At 70.7% G+C, this 17,661-nt stretch carries 13 protein-coding genes; 2 read left to right on the forward strand and 11 right to left on the reverse strand.

The window, feature by feature from the left end; all coding sequences use genetic code 11:
* Positions 1–2: 2 nt before the first annotated feature.
* The 3 genes from Vau01_RS13855 to Vau01_RS13865 are packed head-to-tail and all read right to left on the reverse strand — an operon-like array spanning position 3 to position 3,733.
* On the reverse strand, positions 3–869 hold the full coding sequence (locus Vau01_RS13855; protein WP_203991865.1) for an NAD(P)H-hydrate dehydratase: 867 nt from the start codon (positions 867–869) through the stop codon (positions 3–5).
* On the reverse strand, positions 853–1,578 hold the full coding sequence (locus Vau01_RS13860; protein WP_203991868.1) for a histidine phosphatase family protein: 726 nt from the start codon (positions 1,576–1,578) through the stop codon (positions 853–855). Before Vau01_RS13860 ends, Vau01_RS13855 begins: the two co-directional genes overlap by 17 nt.
* Positions 1,579–1,627: 49 nt before the next feature.
* On the reverse strand, positions 1,628–3,733 hold the full coding sequence (locus Vau01_RS13865) for an MMPL family transporter (RefSeq protein WP_203991870.1): 2,106 nt from the start codon (positions 3,731–3,733) through the stop codon (positions 1,628–1,630).
* Positions 3,734–3,859: 126 nt separating this feature from the next.
* Here Vau01_RS13865 and ggt point away from each other — a divergent pair, with 126 nt between their 5' ends.
* Complete coding sequence (gene ggt, locus Vau01_RS13870; RefSeq protein WP_203991872.1) at positions 3,860–5,617, forward strand: gamma-glutamyltransferase; 1,758 nt, start codon at positions 3,860–3,862, stop codon at positions 5,615–5,617.
* Between the two features lie 25 nt (positions 5,618–5,642).
* On the opposite strand, the gene trxA is transcribed toward ggt, so the two are convergent.
* Positions 5,643–5,966, reverse strand: a complete 324-nt coding sequence (gene trxA, locus Vau01_RS13875) for a thioredoxin (protein WP_203991874.1) — start codon at positions 5,964–5,966, stop codon at positions 5,643–5,645.
* Entirely contained in the window at positions 5,855–6,334 is a 480-nt protein-coding gene (locus Vau01_RS13880; RefSeq protein WP_203991876.1) for a MerR family transcriptional regulator, read from the reverse strand. Before Vau01_RS13880 ends, trxA begins: the two co-directional genes overlap by 112 nt.
* A gap of 528 nt (positions 6,335–6,862) precedes the next feature.
* Between Vau01_RS13880 and Vau01_RS13885 the strand changes: the two genes are divergently transcribed.
* The gene (locus tag Vau01_RS13885) at positions 6,863–9,190 is read left to right on the forward strand and encodes a substrate-binding domain-containing protein (RefSeq protein ID WP_203991878.1); all 2,328 of its coding nucleotides are present in this window, start codon (positions 6,863–6,865) and stop codon (positions 9,188–9,190) included.
* Between the two features lie 53 nt (positions 9,191–9,243).
* Here Vau01_RS13885 and Vau01_RS13890 read toward each other — a convergent pair whose 3' ends face one another.
* The 6 genes from Vau01_RS13890 to Vau01_RS13915 form a co-directional block, all read right to left on the reverse strand.
* Complete coding sequence (locus Vau01_RS13890; RefSeq protein WP_203991880.1) at positions 9,244–10,071, reverse strand: ABC transporter ATP-binding protein; 828 nt, start codon at positions 10,069–10,071, stop codon at positions 9,244–9,246.
* Complete coding sequence (locus Vau01_RS13895) at positions 10,068–11,111, reverse strand: ABC transporter ATP-binding protein (protein ID WP_203991882.1); 1,044 nt, start codon at positions 11,109–11,111, stop codon at positions 10,068–10,070. Before Vau01_RS13895 ends, Vau01_RS13890 begins: the two co-directional genes overlap by 4 nt.
* Entirely contained in the window at positions 11,108–12,091 is a 984-nt protein-coding gene (locus Vau01_RS13900) for an ABC transporter permease (protein WP_203991884.1), read from the reverse strand. The genes Vau01_RS13895 and Vau01_RS13900 overlap by 4 nt, the downstream gene beginning before the upstream one ends.
* Before the next feature lie 2 nt (positions 12,092–12,093).
* A complete protein-coding gene (locus Vau01_RS13905; RefSeq protein WP_203991887.1) occupies positions 12,094–13,101 on the reverse strand; it encodes an ABC transporter permease in 1,008 nt (335 codons plus the stop codon).
* Entirely contained in the window at positions 13,101–14,846 is a 1,746-nt protein-coding gene (locus Vau01_RS13910; protein WP_203991890.1) for an ABC transporter substrate-binding protein, read from the reverse strand. The genes Vau01_RS13905 and Vau01_RS13910 overlap by 1 nt, the downstream gene beginning before the upstream one ends.
* Positions 14,847–15,148: 302 nt before the next feature.
* On the reverse strand, positions 15,149–17,617 hold the full coding sequence (locus Vau01_RS13915; protein WP_203991892.1) for a glycoside hydrolase family 2 protein: 2,469 nt from the start codon (positions 17,615–17,617) through the stop codon (positions 15,149–15,151).
* Positions 17,618–17,661: the final 44 nt, after the last annotated feature.

The following is a 17,661-nucleotide window of genomic DNA, read 5'->3' on the forward strand; positions in this document are numbered from 1 at the left end:
GTTCAGGACACCTGGGCGATCGACTCGGCGATGCCGTCGAGGAGTTCGCGGGCCAGGAAGCCGATCCGCCCGTACCGGGGGATCAGGCGCTGGCCGGCCACCGCGTGCACCCAGGTGCCGAAGCACGCCGCCTGCTCCGGGTCGGCGCCGCGCGACAGCAGGCCGGCCACGATGCCGGCGCGCACGTCGCCGCTGCCCGAGGTGCCCAGGCCCGCGTCGCCGCTCTCCTCGCGCCACCGGCGGCCGTCGGGGTGGGCGACCGTGCCGAACAGGGACACCACCGCCCCGTACTTCTCCGCCAGCTCGGTCGCGGCGGCGGAGAGGTCGTCGCCGGGGTCGTGGCCGAGGAGGAAACCGGCCTCGGTGAGGTTCGGGGTCAGCACCACGGGTTGCGCGCCGAGCAGGTCGGGTTGGTGGCTCAGGGCGCCGAGGGCGTAGGCGTCGAGCACCAGGGCGGTGTCCGTGCCGGCCGCGTCGATCAGGTGCCGGAGGAGGTCGCCGGTCAGGTGGACGTCGTCGAGGCCGGGGCCGATCAGGATGACGCGGGCCTCCGCCGCCAGGTCCCGCAGGCGGTCGGGTGGCTCGCCGGCCACCGAACCGCTGTCGGTCTCCGGCAGGCCGATCACCAGCGCCTCGGGCACCTGGATGCTCAGCGCCGCCGCGGTCGACTCGGCCACCGCGAGTTGCAGCACGCCGGCCCCGGCGCGCAGGGCGGCGATGCCGGCGAGCAGCACGGCGCCGGGCGTGAACCGGGAACCGCCGACCACCAGGACGGTGCCGCGGGAGTCCTTGCCGCCGCCGGGCAGCGGCAGCGGCCAGTCGCGCAGCAACTGCGGGGTGACGACCCGCGGCTCAGACCGGTTCGGCACGGACCTCCTCCTCATGCGTCGGTTCGGCGCCCTCGCGGTGCAGGTGGTGGACCCGGGCGAAGTCGACGATCTCCAGCGGGCCGTCGCCGGCGCGCTCCCACGTGGTCACCGAGCAGTTCGCGATCGTGCCGTCGTGGGCCAGTTCCATCAGTTGCTGCTCGGTGAGCCCCTCGATCAGGTAGCGCAGCAGGAACACCACGGCCTCGTGCCCGAACAGCAGGACCCGGCCGCCGTCGTGGTCGCGGCGCAGGTCGCCGAGCAGGCCGCGGAGCCGCAGGGCGACGTCGGCCCAGGACTCGCCACCCGGCGGGCGGTAGTAGAACTTGCCGAGCCGCTTGCGGCGGGCCGCCTCGTCGGGCAGCCGGGTCGTGACGCCGTGGTTGGTGAGCAGGTCGAGGATGCCGAGTTCGCGGTCGCGCAGGCGCTCGTCGCGGTGTACCGGCACGGGGGAGTCGAGGGACGCGAGCGCGATCTCCGCGGTCTGCACGGTGCGCAGGTACGGCGAGACCACGACCAGGTCGGGCGGGCGCTCGGCCAGCCAGGTGCCGACCGCGTCCGCCTGCTCGCGTCCGGTGTCGGACAGCGGGACGTCGGCGTCGCGCTCGGGGATGTCGATCTGCTCCAACCGGCCCGACTCGGCGGCCTCCGCCGCCAGGTTGCCGGTGCTCTCCCCGTGCCGGACGATCCCCAGCCACGTCAGCTCAGCCATATGAAAGACCCCACCCGGTCAAGGTATCCGGGTGGGGTCTCGGTCAAACTCAGGAACGTGCGGGTACCACGGTAGGCAACCCGGGTTCGGAAGCGACTCCCCCGGTCGTGCCACCCCGCCGGGCCAGCCGGCTCGGCCACCAGACCTTCGGACCGATCGACAACGCCAGCGCCGGCACCAGCAGGCTCCGGACCAGGAACGTGTCGAGCAGGACGCCGACGGACACCACCACCGCGTTCTGCACCGACGGCGTCAGCGGCAGCACCGCCAGCGAGGCGAACGTCGCCGCGAGCACCACGCCCGCGCTGGTGATCACGCCGCCGGTGACGGTCACCGCCCGCAGGACGCCGGCGCGGTGACCGTGCACGGCGACCTCCTCCCGGGCCCGGGTCATCAGAAAGATCGAGTAGTCGACGCCGAGCGCCACCAGGAACAGGAACGCCTGCAGCGGCAGCCCGAAGTACAGCTCCGGGTAGCCCATCGCGTCCAGGATGAACCCGGCCGCGCCCATCGCCGCCGCGTACGACAGCACCACGCTGGCCAGCAGCACCAGCGGCGCGACGATCGAGCGGAGCAGCAGCACCAGGATCACGAACACCACGGCGAGGATCAGCGGGATCACCACCCGGTCGTCGCGGGCGGACGTCGTGTGGGTGTCGAGTTCGGCCGCCGTCGGTCCGCCGACCACCGCCTCGCCGCCCGGCACCGCGTGCACCGCCGTCCGCAGCCGCTCGATCACCTTCTTCGCCTCCGCCGTGTCGGGCGCGCCGGCCAGCACCGCGTCGATCCGCACGGCGCTCCCGTCGGCGGACACCTCGGGGTCGCCGACGGACGCCACGCCGTCGACCGTGCGGGCGGCGGCCGCCACCTCGGCGCTCCGGCCGGCCGCGGCGATGATCGTGGCGGGTGCCGACGTGCCACCCGCGAAGTGCGCGTCGATCAACTGCTGCCCGCGGACCGAGCCGACCTCCTTGGTGAACACGTCCGCACCGGGCAGCCCGACGCTCAGGTTCCCGATGCCGAGGCACAGGATCCCCAGCGCCGCCGCGGTGCCGAGCCAGGTCGTCTTCGGGAACCGGCCGACCACGCCGGCCACCCGTCCCCAGCCCTTGTGCTGCGCGGCAACGTCGTCGCTCCCGGTGTAGCGCGGGACGAACGGCCAGAACAGCCAGCGTCCGCACAGCACCAGCAGCGCCGGCAGCAGCGTGGTCATCGCCACGAACGCGGCGGCGACGCCGACGGCCACGACCGGGCCGAGGCCGCGCGTCGCCGGCAGGTCCGCGGCCAGGAGGCAGAGCAGGGCGATCGCGACGGTCGCGGCCGAGGCGAGGATCGCGGGTGACGAGCGACGCAGCGCGACCAGCATGGCCGCGTGCCGGTTCTCGTGGCGCCGTAGCTCCTCGCGGTACCGGGCGATCAGCAGCAGCGCGTAGTCAACGCCAACGCCGAAGACGATCACCGTGAGCACGCTCTGGCTCTGGAAGTCGACCGCGACGCCGGCGTACTTCGCGAGGAAGTAGACGGCGGCGCTGGCGACCTGGCTCGCGATGCCGACGGTGATCAGCGGCAGCAGCCACAGCACCGGGCTGCGGTACGTGAACAGCAGGATCAGCACCACCACGCCGGCCGTCGTGAGCAGCAGCGTCGAGTCCATGCCCGCGAACGCGTCGAAGACGTCCATGTTGGCGCCGGCCGAGCCGGTCAGCCCGGTCCGCAGGCCGGCCGGCACGCCGTCCTCGATCAGGTCGTGGACGTCCTCGGTGGCCGTCTCCTGCGCGTCGGTGTCGCCGGCGAGCGGGAACGACATCAGCAGCGCCCTGCCGTCGTCGCTCGGCACCAGGTCCGGCGGTTGGCCGCCCACGGTGTAGCGGGCGAAGGCGGTGCGGTCGACGTCGACCGCGGCCCGGTCGGCGTCGGTGAGCCCGGTGTCGCGGGCGTAGACGACCACCGCGATCATCCGGTTCGAGCCGGGAAACGCCTCCTCGGCCCGGTCGAGCGCCTTCGTCGTCTCGGCGCTCTCCGGCAGCGCGCCCAGTGCGTCGTTGTTCTGGACCTCGACGAGCTTCGCGGCGAACATCCCGCCGACCGTGGCCAGCACCAGCCACAGGACCAGCACCACGAATTTCGACAGCCGGCCGGACACCAACCCGAACATAATGTCGTCCCCTCCCTGTATATGGATGGGAGGTTCGGCGGCGGCGCTGACCGGGCCCGCACGATCCGCTGACGGCGCCGGTCAGCGGCGGTAGCGTGAACCGACCCCCCGCATCGAGGAGGAGCGATGAAACGCCTGGCTTTGGCCGTGTTCGCCACGGTATCCGTGCTGCTCGTTGCGTCCGGCCCGGTTGTCGCGCGTCCCCTGGAACCGGTCCTGAAAACGCCGACCGCGACCGGAACCGGCGGTGCGGCCGCAACCGTCGATCTCCTCGGCACCCGCGCGGCCATCGACGTGCTCCGGGCCGGCGGCAACGCGGTCGACGCGGCCGTCGCGGCCGCGGCGGTGCTCGGGGTGGTCGAGCCGTTCTCGTGCGGCATCGGCGGTGGCGGGTTCATGACGATCTACCGGGCGAAAGACCGCTCGGTGCACACGATCGACCACCGCGAGGCGGCGCCGGCGACGATGCGGCCCGACTCCTTCTTCGCCAACGGGGCGGTGCTGCCGTTCAACGACGCCCGGTACAGCGGGCTGTCGGTGGGCGTGCCCGGCACCGTGCGGGGCTGGCAGGAGGCGCTGCGGCGGTTCGGCACGAAGCCGCTGGGCACGCTGCTGGTGCCGGCGATCCGCGCGGCCGCGGGCGGGTTCGAGGTCGACCAGACGTTCGCCGACCAGACCACCGCCAACGTCCCCTGGTTCGACGACATCACCTCCACCCGCGCCCTCTACCTCGACCCCGACGGCACCGCGCCCGACGTCGGCACCACGTTCCGCAACCCCGACCTCGCCCGCACCTATGCCACGCTGGCGCTCTTCGGGCCCGACGCGTTCTACCGCGGGCCGATCGCCGACGCGATGGTGCGGGCCGTGGCCGCGCCGCCGGTTGCCGCGGGCGCCGACCACGTGTGGCGGCCCGGGCTGCTCGCGCCCGGCGACCTGCGCGCCTACCGGGCCATCGAGCGCGCGCCGACGCGGTCCGACTACCGGGGGCTGTCGATCTACAGCATGGGGCCGCCGTCGAGCGGCGGCAGCACTGTGGGCGAGGCGCTCAACATCCTCGACGCGCTGCCGTCCGCCAGCTGGCACGAATACCTGGAGGCGTCGCGCTACGCGTTCGCCGACCGGAACGCGTACGTGGCCGACCCGGCGTACTTCGACGTGCCGCTGCGCGGGCTGCTGTCCGACGGGTTCGCCGCCACGCGGGCGGCCCTGGTCACCGACCGCGCCGCCACCTCGCCGGTCGCACCCGGTGACCCGTACCCGTTCGAGGGGCGGGTCGCGCCCGGTCCGGCCGCAGCCGCGCCCACGGCGTCGCCGGTGGGGTCGTCCACGACGCACCTCACCGTGGCCGACAAGTGGGGCAACGTGGTGTCGTACACGTTCACGATCGAGTCCACCGGCGGCAGCGGGATCGTGGTGCCCGGCTACGGGTTCCTGCTCAACAACGAGTTGACCGACTTCAACATCGACTCGACCACCCACCCGAACCGGGCCGACGGCGGCAAGCGTCCGCGCAGTTCGATGTCGCCGACGATCGTGCTGCGCGGCGGCAAGCCGGTGCTGGCGCTCGGGTCACCGGGTGGGGCGACGATCATCACGACGGTCGCCCAGATCCTGTTCGACTGGTACGGGCTCGGCACCCCGCTGCCGGCCGCGCTGGCCGCACCCCGGTTCAGCCAGCGCAACGCGGCCTCGACGGCGGTGGAGCCCGCGGCGTTGACCCTGCCGTTCGCGGCCGACCTGATCGCGCGCGGCCACCGGCTCACCCCGGGCGCCGAGATCGGCGCGGCAACCGCGATCGAGTTCGGTCCGCGCGGGCAGCTCACGGCGGTGGCCGAACCCGTACGACGCGGCGGCGGGTCGGCGGCGGTGGTGCGCCGCTGACCCGCCCGGTCGGGAGGTGGAGGAGCTAGATCAGGTCGTCGATCTGCTTGCGCAGCGACGCCTTGGGCCGGGCGCCGACCATCGAGCCGACGACCTCGCCCTTGCGGAACACCAGCAACGTCGGCATCGACATCACGCCGTAGGTGCGCACGGCCTCGGGGTTCGTGTCGGCGTCGAGCTTGGCGATCACCAGCCGGTCACCGTACTCCTCGGCCAGTTCGACGAGGCTCTTGGAGATCATGACGCAGGGCTTGCACCATTCGGCCCAGAAGTCGACGACGACCGGTCGGTCGTTGCCGAGCACGACGTCGGCGAAAGTGGAATCGGTGACGGTGACGACGGTGCCCATGATTCTCCTCTGATTCTGGACTGGACGGCGCTCTCCAACTGAGCGCGCAGGTGCTCTCGAACGGCGGTGAGGCGGTCGACGCACTCGTCGACCTCGGCCAGCTTGCGCCGCAGCACCGCCACCGAGTCCGGACACACGTCGCCCGAGTCGTTGCCGGCCCGCAGGCACTCCACGAACGGCCGGATGTCGTCGAGGTCGAATCCGACCGCGAGCAGCGCCCGGATCTCGCGGACGACCCGCAGTTCGGCCTCCGCGTAGGTGCGGTACCCGCTGGCGGTGCGGTGCGGACGCAGCAGCCCGTGCGCCTCGTAGTAACGCAACGACCGGGCGCTGACACCGGCGCGCCCGGCCAGCTCACCGATCAGCATCACGTACCTCCTACTTCCTCCCACCGCAAAGCTAAACCTTGTCACCGGCGTCAAGGCAACGCCGCCCATGTGGTGGTCGCGTGTGCTCCGCCACGGTCGGTTGGCTTTCCGACACCGCGGCCGGAGTCCCGGTCCAAAACGACATTTTTCGCGCCCCGGGGTATCGACAACTAGTTGAATTGGCAAGTAACATTGCGACTCGGGCCGACCGCCTTCCCCCGTGGGTGGTCGGCCCTTTTCTATGCCTCATGTACCGTTTCGCCGGTAACCATCCGTTACCTGAATCGATACCTCGATGCGCTTGTCGCCGGTGTTAGCGTTGCGGCGATGTCTGAAACCCCTTCTCGTTCGGGTGACCCCACGCCCGAGTCCGGTGGCCCCCGGGCCAGCGAGTCCCCGTGGGGTACACCCCCGTCCGCTGCGCGCCCCGAGCAGCCGGACCCCGCAGCCGCACCTCCCGCCGGCGCCCAGCCCGCCGGCACTCAGAGTGGTGCCCAGGGCCCGCCACTCCAGTGGCCCCCGGCCGGCGTGCCGGCGCAGCAGGCCCCGCCCCCGGCGCAGTACGGCACCCCCCGCCCGCCCGCCGACCCCGGTGCGGCAACCCCGGGCGCCGTGGGTGGCCCGCCGCCGGTCATGTGGCCCGACCAGTCGTCGGCGCAGCAGGGTGCCCAGCCCGCGCAGCCGCTCGCCCCGCAGCAGGGTGCGCCGCAGCAGGGTGCCTATCCCGCGCAGCCGCCCGCCGGCCAGCCTGGTGCCTACCCGCCCGCCGGCCAGCCCGGTGCCTATCCCGGCGCGCCGCAGCCCGGCGCGTACGCCGCCGGCGCCGAGCAACCGGGCGCTTATCCGCCCGGTACCTACCCGCCCGGTGCCTACCCACCCGGCGCATACCCGCCCGGTGCGCATCCGGCCAGTGCTCCCCCGGCCAGCGCTCCGCCCGCGCAGTACCCCGGAACACCCGCCGCACCGCCGGCGGTTCTCTGGCCGTCGGAGTCGGCGTCGCAGGCCGCCGGGCCGGCCGCCGGGGGGCAGCAGACCTATCCGTACCAGGCGTTCCCGGCCGTTCCGGTGGATTCGGAGGCGCCGGCCCAGCCGCCGGCAGGAGAGGCTCCGCCGCCGCGGCGTCGTCGTCGGGGGAAGAAGACCGCGCTGCTCGCGTTGGCGGTGCTGCTCGTGCTGGCGCTGCTCGGTGGCGGCGGGTTCGTCGGGTGGAAGTTCGTCAACGACGAGCGTAAGGATGACAAATCCGGCGCGGCCGCACCGGACAACTGTGGCAGCGCCACCAAGTTGCGGCTGATCGCGGCGCCCGACCTGGTGCCGGTGCTGGAGAGCGCGGTCCGCGCTACGGCGCCGGCGGCGGAGGGTGCGAAGTGCCCGGTCGTCTCGGTGACGGCGCAGGAGCCGGCGGAGACGGTCGCGAACAAGGACCAGGCGCAGAACTACGACGGATGGGTGCCGTCGTCGACGGTCTGGTTGCGGCGGGGCGCCGCGGACAAGCTCGGCTTCGCGGCGACGGGGCAGACGCTCGCCCGCTCACCGATCGTCGTCGCGATGCCCAAGCCGTACGCGGAGAAGCTCGGGTGGCCCGCCAAGCAGCCCGCGTGGGCAGAGATCACTGCCCTGACGTACAGCCGAACGATCCCGAAGTTCAGCATGCCGGATCCACTGAAGGACACCACCGGCCTGCTCGCCACGCTCGCGGTCTACGGAGCGTTACAGCGGCGGACCCCGGACCCCGGCGTCGCCCAGTTGCAGGCGCTCACCCTGCGCAGCCGGCTGGCGGACCCCGCCGCCGACGTGCAGGACCTCCTCAAGAAGATGGCTGGGCAGAACAACCCGCAGGAGGCGGTCACGGCGATCGGCCTGTTCCCGACCACCGAGCAGAAGCTGTGGGCGTACGCCCGGGAGGCGCACGAGACGGAACTGGTGCCGTCGTACCAGCCCGACGCGCTGGCCGAGGCTGACTACCCGCTGGCCCTCAAGGACGGGACAGACCAGGAGAAGAAGGCGATCGCGGACAAGCTGACGGCCTGGTTCGCCGGCCAGGAGGGCACCACGGCCCTGGCCAACCAGGGCTTCCGCGGCCCGCAGGGACGCGACGCCGGCAGCGCGCCGGCCGGGCCGGGCTTCGTCGCCAAGTACCCGCAGCCGTTCACGCCGCCGCAGGACCCGGCCGTGGTGAAGACGCTCACCGAGCAGTGGGCCCAGTACAAGAACCTGCAGTTCAACGTGCTGGTGCTGGTGGACGCGTCGGGGTCGATGAACGAGCCGATCACCGACCGGTCGGGCAACGTCACCACCAAGGCCGGGCTGCTGCAGAAGGCGGGCGTGCTCGCCACGGCGCTGTTCGGCGAGAACACCAGCGTCGGCATGTGGATGTTCGGGACGCCCAGCGCACAGAGCCCGCCGTACGTCGACGTGCTGCCGTTCGGTCCGCTCGACGAGCCGCTCGGCGGCACGACGCGCCGCAAGCGGATGGGCGAGGTGGCCGGCGCCTACACGGCACCGGCCGCCGCGGGCACGCCGCTGTTCGAGACGATCCTGCGGGCGAACGCCGACATGCAGAAGCGGTGGACCGCCGAGTCCGTCAACCTGATCGTGGTGCTCACCGACGGCCACGACCGCGACACCCCGTACGCCATGCCCAAGGCAGACTTCTTCTCGAAGCTGCAGGCCGGCCGCGACCCGAAGAAGCCGCTGCCGATCCACAGCATCGCCTACGGCGGCGACGCCGACCTGCCGACGCTCACCGAGCTCGCGAAGCTCACCGGTGGCGTGGCCGCCCCGTCGACGGACCCCGCCGACCTGGCCAGCGCCATGGCGAAGATCTTCCTCGCGGCACGGCAGGCCAAGAAATAAGAGCAGAAAAGCGATAGGGGACGCGCACCGCGTCCCCTATCGCTTTCAGCATTTCAGCCGTGCAGGCGGGGCACGTCCTCCAGCAGTTGCCGCGTGTACTCGTGCTCCGGGCGGAAGATGACGTCCTCGGTCGGGCCGCTCTCCACCAGCTTGCCGTGCTTCATCACCAGGATCCGGTCGCTGACGTAGCACGCCTGGCCGATGTCGTGCGTGATGAACAGGATCGTCAGGCCGGTGTCGGTGCGCAGGTCGGTGAGGACGTTCAGGATGTTCGCGCGCAGGGACGCGTCGAGCATCGAGGTCGCCTCGTCGGCGATGAGCAGCACGGGACGCATCATCAGCGCCCGCGCGATCATCACCCGCTGCCGCTGCCCGCCCGACATCTGGTGCGGGTACTTGTCCAGCGAGTCCTTCTTCAGGCCCACCTGCTCGAGCGAGGCGAGCATCCGGTCCTCCAGGCTCTCGCCCTTCAGATCGAGCATCCCCTTGGAGCGGCTGAGCAGCCGCCGCACCGTGAAGAACTGGTTGAACGCGCTGAACGGGTCCTGGAACACCGCCTGCACGTCGCGCCAGTAGGTGTGCAGGGCCTTGCCCTTGATCGTGGTGACGTCGGTGCCGTTGAGCTCGATCCGGCCGGACGTCGGCGGCATCAGCCGCAGGATCAGGCGGGCCAGCGTCGACTTGCCGCTGCCGCTCTCACCCACCACCGTGGTGATTTCGCCGGACCGGATCGCGAACGACACGTCGTCGACCGCCTTGACGCCGCCCTTACCGAAGTACTTGTGCAGGCGGTCGACCTTGAGGATCTCCTTCCCCGGTTCGACGCCGTCCGGTTCGGCCTTGTCCGCCGGGGAGTCGGCCGGTTTCTCCAATGAGGTCACAGCTTCGCCTCCACCGGCTCACCTGGGTGGTCCTTCGCCCACCAGCACGTCGCGTAGTGCCGCTCGTCGCCCACGATCGGCGGCTGCTCCGTGGTGCAGACGTCCATCGCCAGGCTGCACCGCGGGTGGAACCGGCACCCGGCCGGCGGGTCGGAGAGATCCGGCGGCGACCCCTTGATGCCGCTGATCCGCCGGGTGCGGATCTGCGGCTCCGGGACGAGCACCGACCCGATCAGGGCGCCCGTGTACGGGTGCCGCGCCCGGTTGATGATCTCCTCGGTGGGACCGGTCTCGTGGATCTGCCCGGCGTACATGATCGCCACCCGGTCGGCGACCCGCCGGAGCACCGGCAGGTCGTGGGTGACGAAGATGATGCCGCTGACCAGCTGCTTCTGCAGCATCTCCCGCATCAGGTCGGTGACGATCCGCTGGCTCGACACGTCGAGCGCCGAGGTCGGTTCGTCGGCGATGAGCAGCTTCGGGTTCAGCAGCGTCGACAGCACGGTGACCACCCGCTGCTTCATGCCGCCGGAGAGCTGGTGCGGGTAGGCGTCGAGCACCCGCGCCGGCAGGTCGAGCTGGGCGAACCGCTCGGCCGCCCGGCCCTTCGCGTCGGACGCGCTGACCTTGCGGCCCTCGTGCGCCCGCACGATCTGCACGGCGAAGTCGCCGACCCGCGCGGTGGGCGACAGCGAGTTCATCGCACCCTGCGGCAGCAGCGAGACGACCGTGCCCCGCCACTCCCGCGGCGGCGCCTTGTCGGGCTCGAAACTCAGCCGCTTGCCGGCGACGTCGAGCTCGCCGGCGAGCACGTGCAACGGCGGCACCGCGGTGAGCGACAGCACCGCCGCGAGCGTCGACTTGCCGCAGCCGGACTCGCCGGCGATGCCCAGCACCTCGCCCTCGTTGACGTACAGCGAGACGTCGTCGACGGCGATCGTGTCGGTGGTGCGGCCCGCGTACCCGGCCCGCAGTCCCCGTGCCGACAGAAGATGGTTCGTCGTGACGACTTCGTCGATCGATTTGACCTCTACGCTCACGCTTCCGCCGTCCGATCGCTTCTGACACCGCTGACGACCGGCGCGGCCGGCGCGGCCGGGCCGACCGGCGCGGACGCCGGCTGGTCGGCGTCGGCGACCGAGCCGCTGCCGGAGGCCGGCGTGGTCGTGCGCCGCCTGCGCAGCTTCGCGGAACCGCGCCGCAGCCGCGGATTGAAGACCTCGTCGAGGCTGGACTGCATCATCAGCAGCGAGAACGCGATCAGTGTGAGCAGCAGCGTCGGCGGGACGAACGCCCACCAGGCGCCGGTGCGCACCGCTTCCCAGGCCAACGACCAGTACAGCATCATGCCCAGCGACACCCCGTTGCTGGGCCCGAGGCCGAGCAGCGACAGCGCCGACTCGGCGAGCACCGCGCTGGCGACCTGGAGCACGAACGCCATCACGATGTAGCTGAGCATGTACGGAACGACGTCGAAGACGATGAGGCTGACAGTGCGGGCGCCGGACAACCGGGCGATGTCCAGATGCTCCCGGGCCCGCACGCTCGACGCCTGTGCCCGTACCGCGCGGGCCAGCCAGGTCCAGCTCGTCGCCGCGATGACCAGCGCGACCCCGGTGGCCGAGCGGCTCTGCAACGCGATCGCGATGAGGATCAGCACGACGATCGGCGGGATCGTCAGCACCACGTTGGTGATGCCCATCAGCAGCTCGTCGAGCCACCCGCCGCGGTATCCGGCCAGAGTGCCGATGACCAGGCCGACGACGGTCGCGACGAACCCGGCGATCAGGCCCACGTACAGCGACGTCCGGGTGCCGAAGATCAGGTTGGTCCACACGTCGTGACCGAGGTTGTCGGTGCCGAGCCACGCCTTGCTCGACGGCTCGTCGTACAGACCGCCGACGACGTCGGTGGGCACCTTGTCGGTGAGGACGTACGGGCCCAGCACGCCGAACAGCGTGATGGTCGCCGCGATGCCGAACGCCACCCAGAACCTGGGGCCGAACCGGATGAGTCCCACGGCTACCGCTCCCCTCTACTGGCGGCACGGATGCGTGGGTCGATGAACCCGTACGCGACGTCGACCAGGAAGTTCGCCACCAGTACCCCGACGGTAATCAGCAAAGCGATCGCAAAGAAGACCGGATAGTCGTTCTGGCGGATCGAACTGAAGAGAAGTGTGCCAAGTCCGGGGTACGAGAACACGATCTCCGTGATCAACGCGCCGCCGGCGAGCGTACCGACCGACAGGGCCAGGCCGGTGACCTGCGGCAGCATGCCGTTGCGGAAGATCTGCCGGACGATCTGCCGGTCTCTGAGGCCGAGCCCGCGACTGTAGTTGACGTAGTCGGAGTTCAGCTCGTAGATCACCATCGAGCGCATGCCGACGGCCTGGCCGCCGATGAACACCAGCACCAGCGACAGGAACGGTAACCAGTAATGTTCCAGCGCGTCGCTAATGAACGCGGCGCTGAACGACGGCGTGGTCCCGAACGAGTAGCCGCCGCTCGGCGGCAGCCACTGGAGCTCCACCGCGAACACGTACAGCAGGATGATCGCCAGGCAGTAGTACGGCATGCTCGAGATGAACAGCGAGCTGAGGAACGCGCCGCGGTCGATGTTGCCGCCCTTGTAGCCGGCGACCGCACCGAGCACGTTGCCGACGATCCACCCGATCAGGATCGCCGGAAGCTGCAGCGCGATCGTCCACGGCAGCGCGTCGCTGATCAGTTGCGACACCGGGGTGGGGTACAGCGTGAACGACACCCCGAAGTCGCCCTTGGCCATGTTCTGGATGTAGAGGGTGAACTGCTCCCACAGCGGCTTGTCCAGGCCGAACTCCGCCGTGTAGGCCTCGTACACACGGCGGAGCGATTCCCCTTCCGCCCCGCCCCGTCCCAGGGTGGCCACGATCGCGTCGATCGGGTTGCCGGGGATGAGGCGGGGCAGGAAGAAGTTCAGCACGATAGCGACGATGAACGCGCCGACGAACCATGCCGTCTTGCGGAGCAGGTAGCGACCGAGAGTCACTACTTCGGGCTGATCTCGTAGAGCCAGGCGATACCGGCACCGCGGAACGTGGGTGGTGCCTTGGGGTTCTTCGCCGTCGGGAAGCCGGTCCAGACCGTCTGGTTGAACTCGTAGAAGTCCAGCGGCCGGTACATCAGGGCGATCATCGGCGGCCCCTCGCGGTAGATCTTGTCGAGCTCCTTGAGCGGCGCCACCTGGGCGTCACCCGTGGCCTTGGCGGCCGTGTCGAGCAGCGGCGCGACCCGGCTGTCGTTGAACCGGCCGTAGTTGTAGAACGACGACTGGCCGATGGCGTTGGTACCGCGGATGTCGAGCACGTCGCGGAACCGGGCCCACGGGGTGCTCGAGTCGGTGGAGGCACCGATGTAGAACAGCGCCAGGTCGTAGTTGCCGTTCTGCACGGCCGGGGTCACCGTGTTGGCCTCGGGGAAGTTGACCTTCACGTCGACGCCGGCGGCCTTGAAGTTCTCGACGACGATGTTGACCGCGGCCTGCCAGTCGGTCCAGCCGTTCGGGGTCTGCACCGTCCACGGGCCCAGCTTGGTGCCGTCACCCAGCGTGTAGATGCCGTCGGAGCCCTTCTTGGCGCCCAGCTCCTTCTCGAGGATCTCGGCGGCCTTCGCGGGGTCGTACTTCCAGCCGTTGCTGCCCTTGATCTCCGACTCGTCCCAGAACTTCTTCTCGGAGTCGGACGGGAGGATGAGGCTGGCGTTGGCCGGCACCGAGTAGCGCGACATGGCCGTCTCGGCGATGCGCGAGTAGTCGATCATGTGGGCCAGCGCGCGCCGAACCTTCGGGTTGTTCAGGCCCGGCTTGGTGGTGTTCAGGGTGAGCATCGGCATGCTGCCGGGCAGGTGGAACGGGGTCTCCGGGAACCAGGTGCCGACGGGCAGCTTCTTCTCCTGCCACATCTTCCAGATCTCGGGCGTGAACTGCTGCATGATGTCGACCTCGCCGCGCTCGAAGGCGAGGTTGCCGGCCGCGTTGTCCTTGAAGATCGGGTGGACGATCTTCTTCGGTGCGGGCAGCTTGCCGCGTACGCCCTTGCCCCAGTAGTCGTCGTACCGCACGAACACGAGCTGCTGGGCGTTGTAGCTGTCGAGCTTGTACGGACCGGAGCCGACCGGCTTGTCGTTGAGGAACTCGATGATGTTCGGGTTCTTCGACTCGTAGTCCTTCCAGAGGTGCGACGGAAGGACGTACGTCTTGCAGAGGTTGGTCTTGGTCATGCCCGGGTTGGGCCGCGTCGCGCTGAGCTTGAACGTCACCGTCTTGTCGTCGGTCTTGGTGACCGAGTCGAGGTACTCCCACGCCGACGACCAGTGCACGGTCTTGATCCGCTTGGCGAGCTCGAACGTGTAGACCACGTCGTCGGCGGTGACCGGCTTGCCGTCGTGCCACTTGGCGTCGGGCTGGAGCGCCACGACGAACGAGTCGGGGTTCTCGGTGAGCTTGGTGGCGAGCTGCGGCTTGAGGCTGCTGTCGAGGAGGTCGAAGCCGAACAGCGTCTCGTAGACCAGCTGCATCTGGTCGCCGGCGGTCGTCCACGCGGCGGTGGGGCTCAACGGGTTCCAGTTGGGCGGTGGGCCCCACTGGAAACCGGCGATGAACAGCGTCTGCTGCCGCTCGGTGAGGGTGTCGCCGCTGTCGTCGCCGCACGCGGCCAGCGCGCTGGCACCGGCGACGGCGGCGCCGACTGCGGCGGCGCCCTTGATGACCTGACGCCGTGTCGGGTGGTCGGACATGTCGTCTCCAGGGGTTTTCGGGGGTTGCGGGATGAGGCGGTGCGGGATTTAGGCGGTGCGGGGTTTTTCCGGGTGACGGAAGCTGGCCGAAGCGGCCGGTTTGTCGCCGATTGAAGCGGCCTGAGCAGCGCCGTGGGAGGCACGGCGTCTCGCGACTGCGGGGGCTCGCATCGGGCTCCTACGGGGTCCTGGAGATCGACTCGTGAACGTTCGCGCGTCAGGCGTGTTACGGATCACAGCACTGAACCGTTTAAGTGTCAAGCACGGTCAGGTCACGAAGAGAGCGCTCTCTCCGCCTCGGTTCACGGGCCCGGGAGGTCGTTGGCGCACCGGAGGACGGGCGGTCTTCCGGGTGCGTCCCGGTCGATGGGACGGGGGCAGCGGACCTCGAACACGGCCCGCTCCCCGGGCAGCAGGGTGATCAGCGCGTCATCGGCCGCGCCGCCGAGGGTCGCGGTCGGGTCGAGCCGGTCCGGGAACAGGGTGAGGTCGCGCAGCAGCGTCGCCGCGGTGACCTCCACGCGGAGACCGCCATCGGTCTCCACCACGGTCGTTGCGTACTCGGGAACCGGATACGCCAGGTCGACGTCCTCGGCGAAGTACCAGGTCGCGCGCCCTTCGTCGGCGTCGGCCAGGAGCAGTTCGGCCGCCGGGTCCGCCGGCGTCCGCACGTCGTCGGGCAGCGGGACGCGGTGCGCACCGCCCGCCGCCACCTCGGCCTCGACGGTGAACCGGGCCAGTGGCTTGCCGTCGAATCCACATCGAAGCACGTCGAAGTGTGCCGACCAGGTTGACGTGCCGTCGTTGACCAGGACGACGGCGAGAGCGTTTTCAGGTTGTGGCTGGAACGTTATGAGCCGGTCGGCATACGAACGGCGCAACGCGTACCAGAGGGGCTTGCGGCGGCCGTCCCCGTCGACGGCCGCCCAGGACGTGACCGGCCAGCAGTCGTTCAGCTGCCAGACGATCGTGCCCATGCACAACGGGCGCAATGACCGGAAATGCTCGATACCGAACGTCAACGCGCGGGCCTGGTTCAGCTGGGTCACCCAGTGCCAGTCGTCGAACGTCGTCGGCTCGGCGAAGTGCCCGGCGAGCCCGCTCAGGAGCTTGCCGTTGCCGTCCTGTGCCTTCTGATGGTGCAGCACACCCGGCGAATCGGACGCCAGCGGCTGGTCCGAGACCGACCGGCGCAGGGTGGCGAACGTGGGCGGACCCTGGAACCCGAACTCGGCCACGAACCGCGGCCGGTACTCCCGGTACTTGCGGTAGTCGTCGGTGTTCCACACGTCCCAGATGTGCATGGTGCCGTGCGCCGGGTCGTTCGGGTGCCGGTCGCGACCGCCCGAGTACGGGCTGCCCGGCCAGTACGGGCGGGTCGGGTCGAGGGCCGCGACCGTCCGGGGCAGCACGTCGAAGTAGTAGCCGGCGCCCCAGGTGCGGTCGCCGAGCTGCTCGGCCCAGTTCCAGTCGTGGTGGCCCCAGAGGTTCTCGTTGTTGCCGCACCACCAGATGAGGCTCGCGTGCGGCATCAGCCGGACCACCTGCTCGGCCGCCTCCGCCGCCACCTCCGACGCGAGCGGCTCCTCCTCGGGGTAGGCGGCGCAGGCGAACAGGAAGTCCTGCTCGACCATGAGCCCGTACTCGTCGGCGAGGTCGTAGAAGTCCTCGCTCTCGTAGCGTCCGCCGCCCCAGACCCGGATCAGGTTGACACCGGCGTCGGTCGCCTGGCGCAGCCGCTCGGCGAGGCGGTCCTTCGTGATCCGGGTGACGAACACGTCGTCCGGGATCCAGTTGACGCCCCGGACGAAGAGCGGCCGACCGTTGATCCTGACGGTGAACGGCGTGCCGTCGGCGTCCGGGACGGTGTCGATGTCGACGGTGCGGAAGCCGACCCGCCGCTCCCAGCGGTCGAGCTCGCGGCCGTCGGCGCTGAGCGAGACGGCGAGCGGGTACAGCGGCTGGGCGCCCTGGCCGACGGGCCACCACAGGTCGACGTTCGGCACGTCGAGCGTGACGGTGCCGTCGGACGCGTCCGGTTCGAGGTCGAGGGCCACGGTGTGGTCGCCGAGGGACGCCCGCAGGGTGAGGTGTGCACCGGCCCGGTGCTGGACGCCGGCCCGCACGGTCACCCGTCCACTGTTGCCGTCGACCACGGTGACCTGCGGACGGACCTCGGCCAGCCGCGCCACCGACCAGGTCTCCAGGCCGATCGGCTGCCAGATCCCGGCGGTGGCCAGGGTGGGACCCCAGTCCCAGCCGAAGTTGCAGGCCATCTTCCGCACGTACGGCACCGGCTCGTCGCCGCTGACGTGCGGCCGTTCCCCCACCGACGCCCGGATCGCGTCGCCGTACCGGTACACCGAATCGAAGCGGATCGCGAGCCGATTTCGGCCCGGCCGCAGGAGCCCGCTGACGTCGAACCGGTAGGACCGGTGCATGTTGGCGGTGGTGCCGACCTCGACGCCGTTGAGCGTGATCGTCGCGACGGTGTCGAGGCCGTGGCAGACGAGGTCGGTCCTGTCCCCGGTGTCGGTGTGCTCGAAAACCGTTTCGTAGACCCAGTCGGTGCGGCCGATCCACTGCAGGCGCTTCTCGTTGTCGTCGAGGTAGGGGTCCGGGATCAGGCCCTGTGCCAGCAGGTCGGTGTGCACGCAGCCGGGCACGGTGGCCGGGATCGTGGCGGGCAGTTCCGGCTCGTCGGGTGACCCGCCGGGCCGGCCGCCGGCGACCGACAGAGTCCAGTCGGCCAGCGGCCGGAACGACACCATGAGCTACAGACCTCCGGCGGGGCGGGTACTTAACCGGGTAAGTT

It is taken from the genome of Virgisporangium aurantiacum, assembly GCF_016863635.1.
In the GTDB taxonomy this organism is placed as follows: Bacteria; Actinomycetota; Actinomycetes; order Mycobacteriales; family Micromonosporaceae; genus Virgisporangium; species Virgisporangium aurantiacum.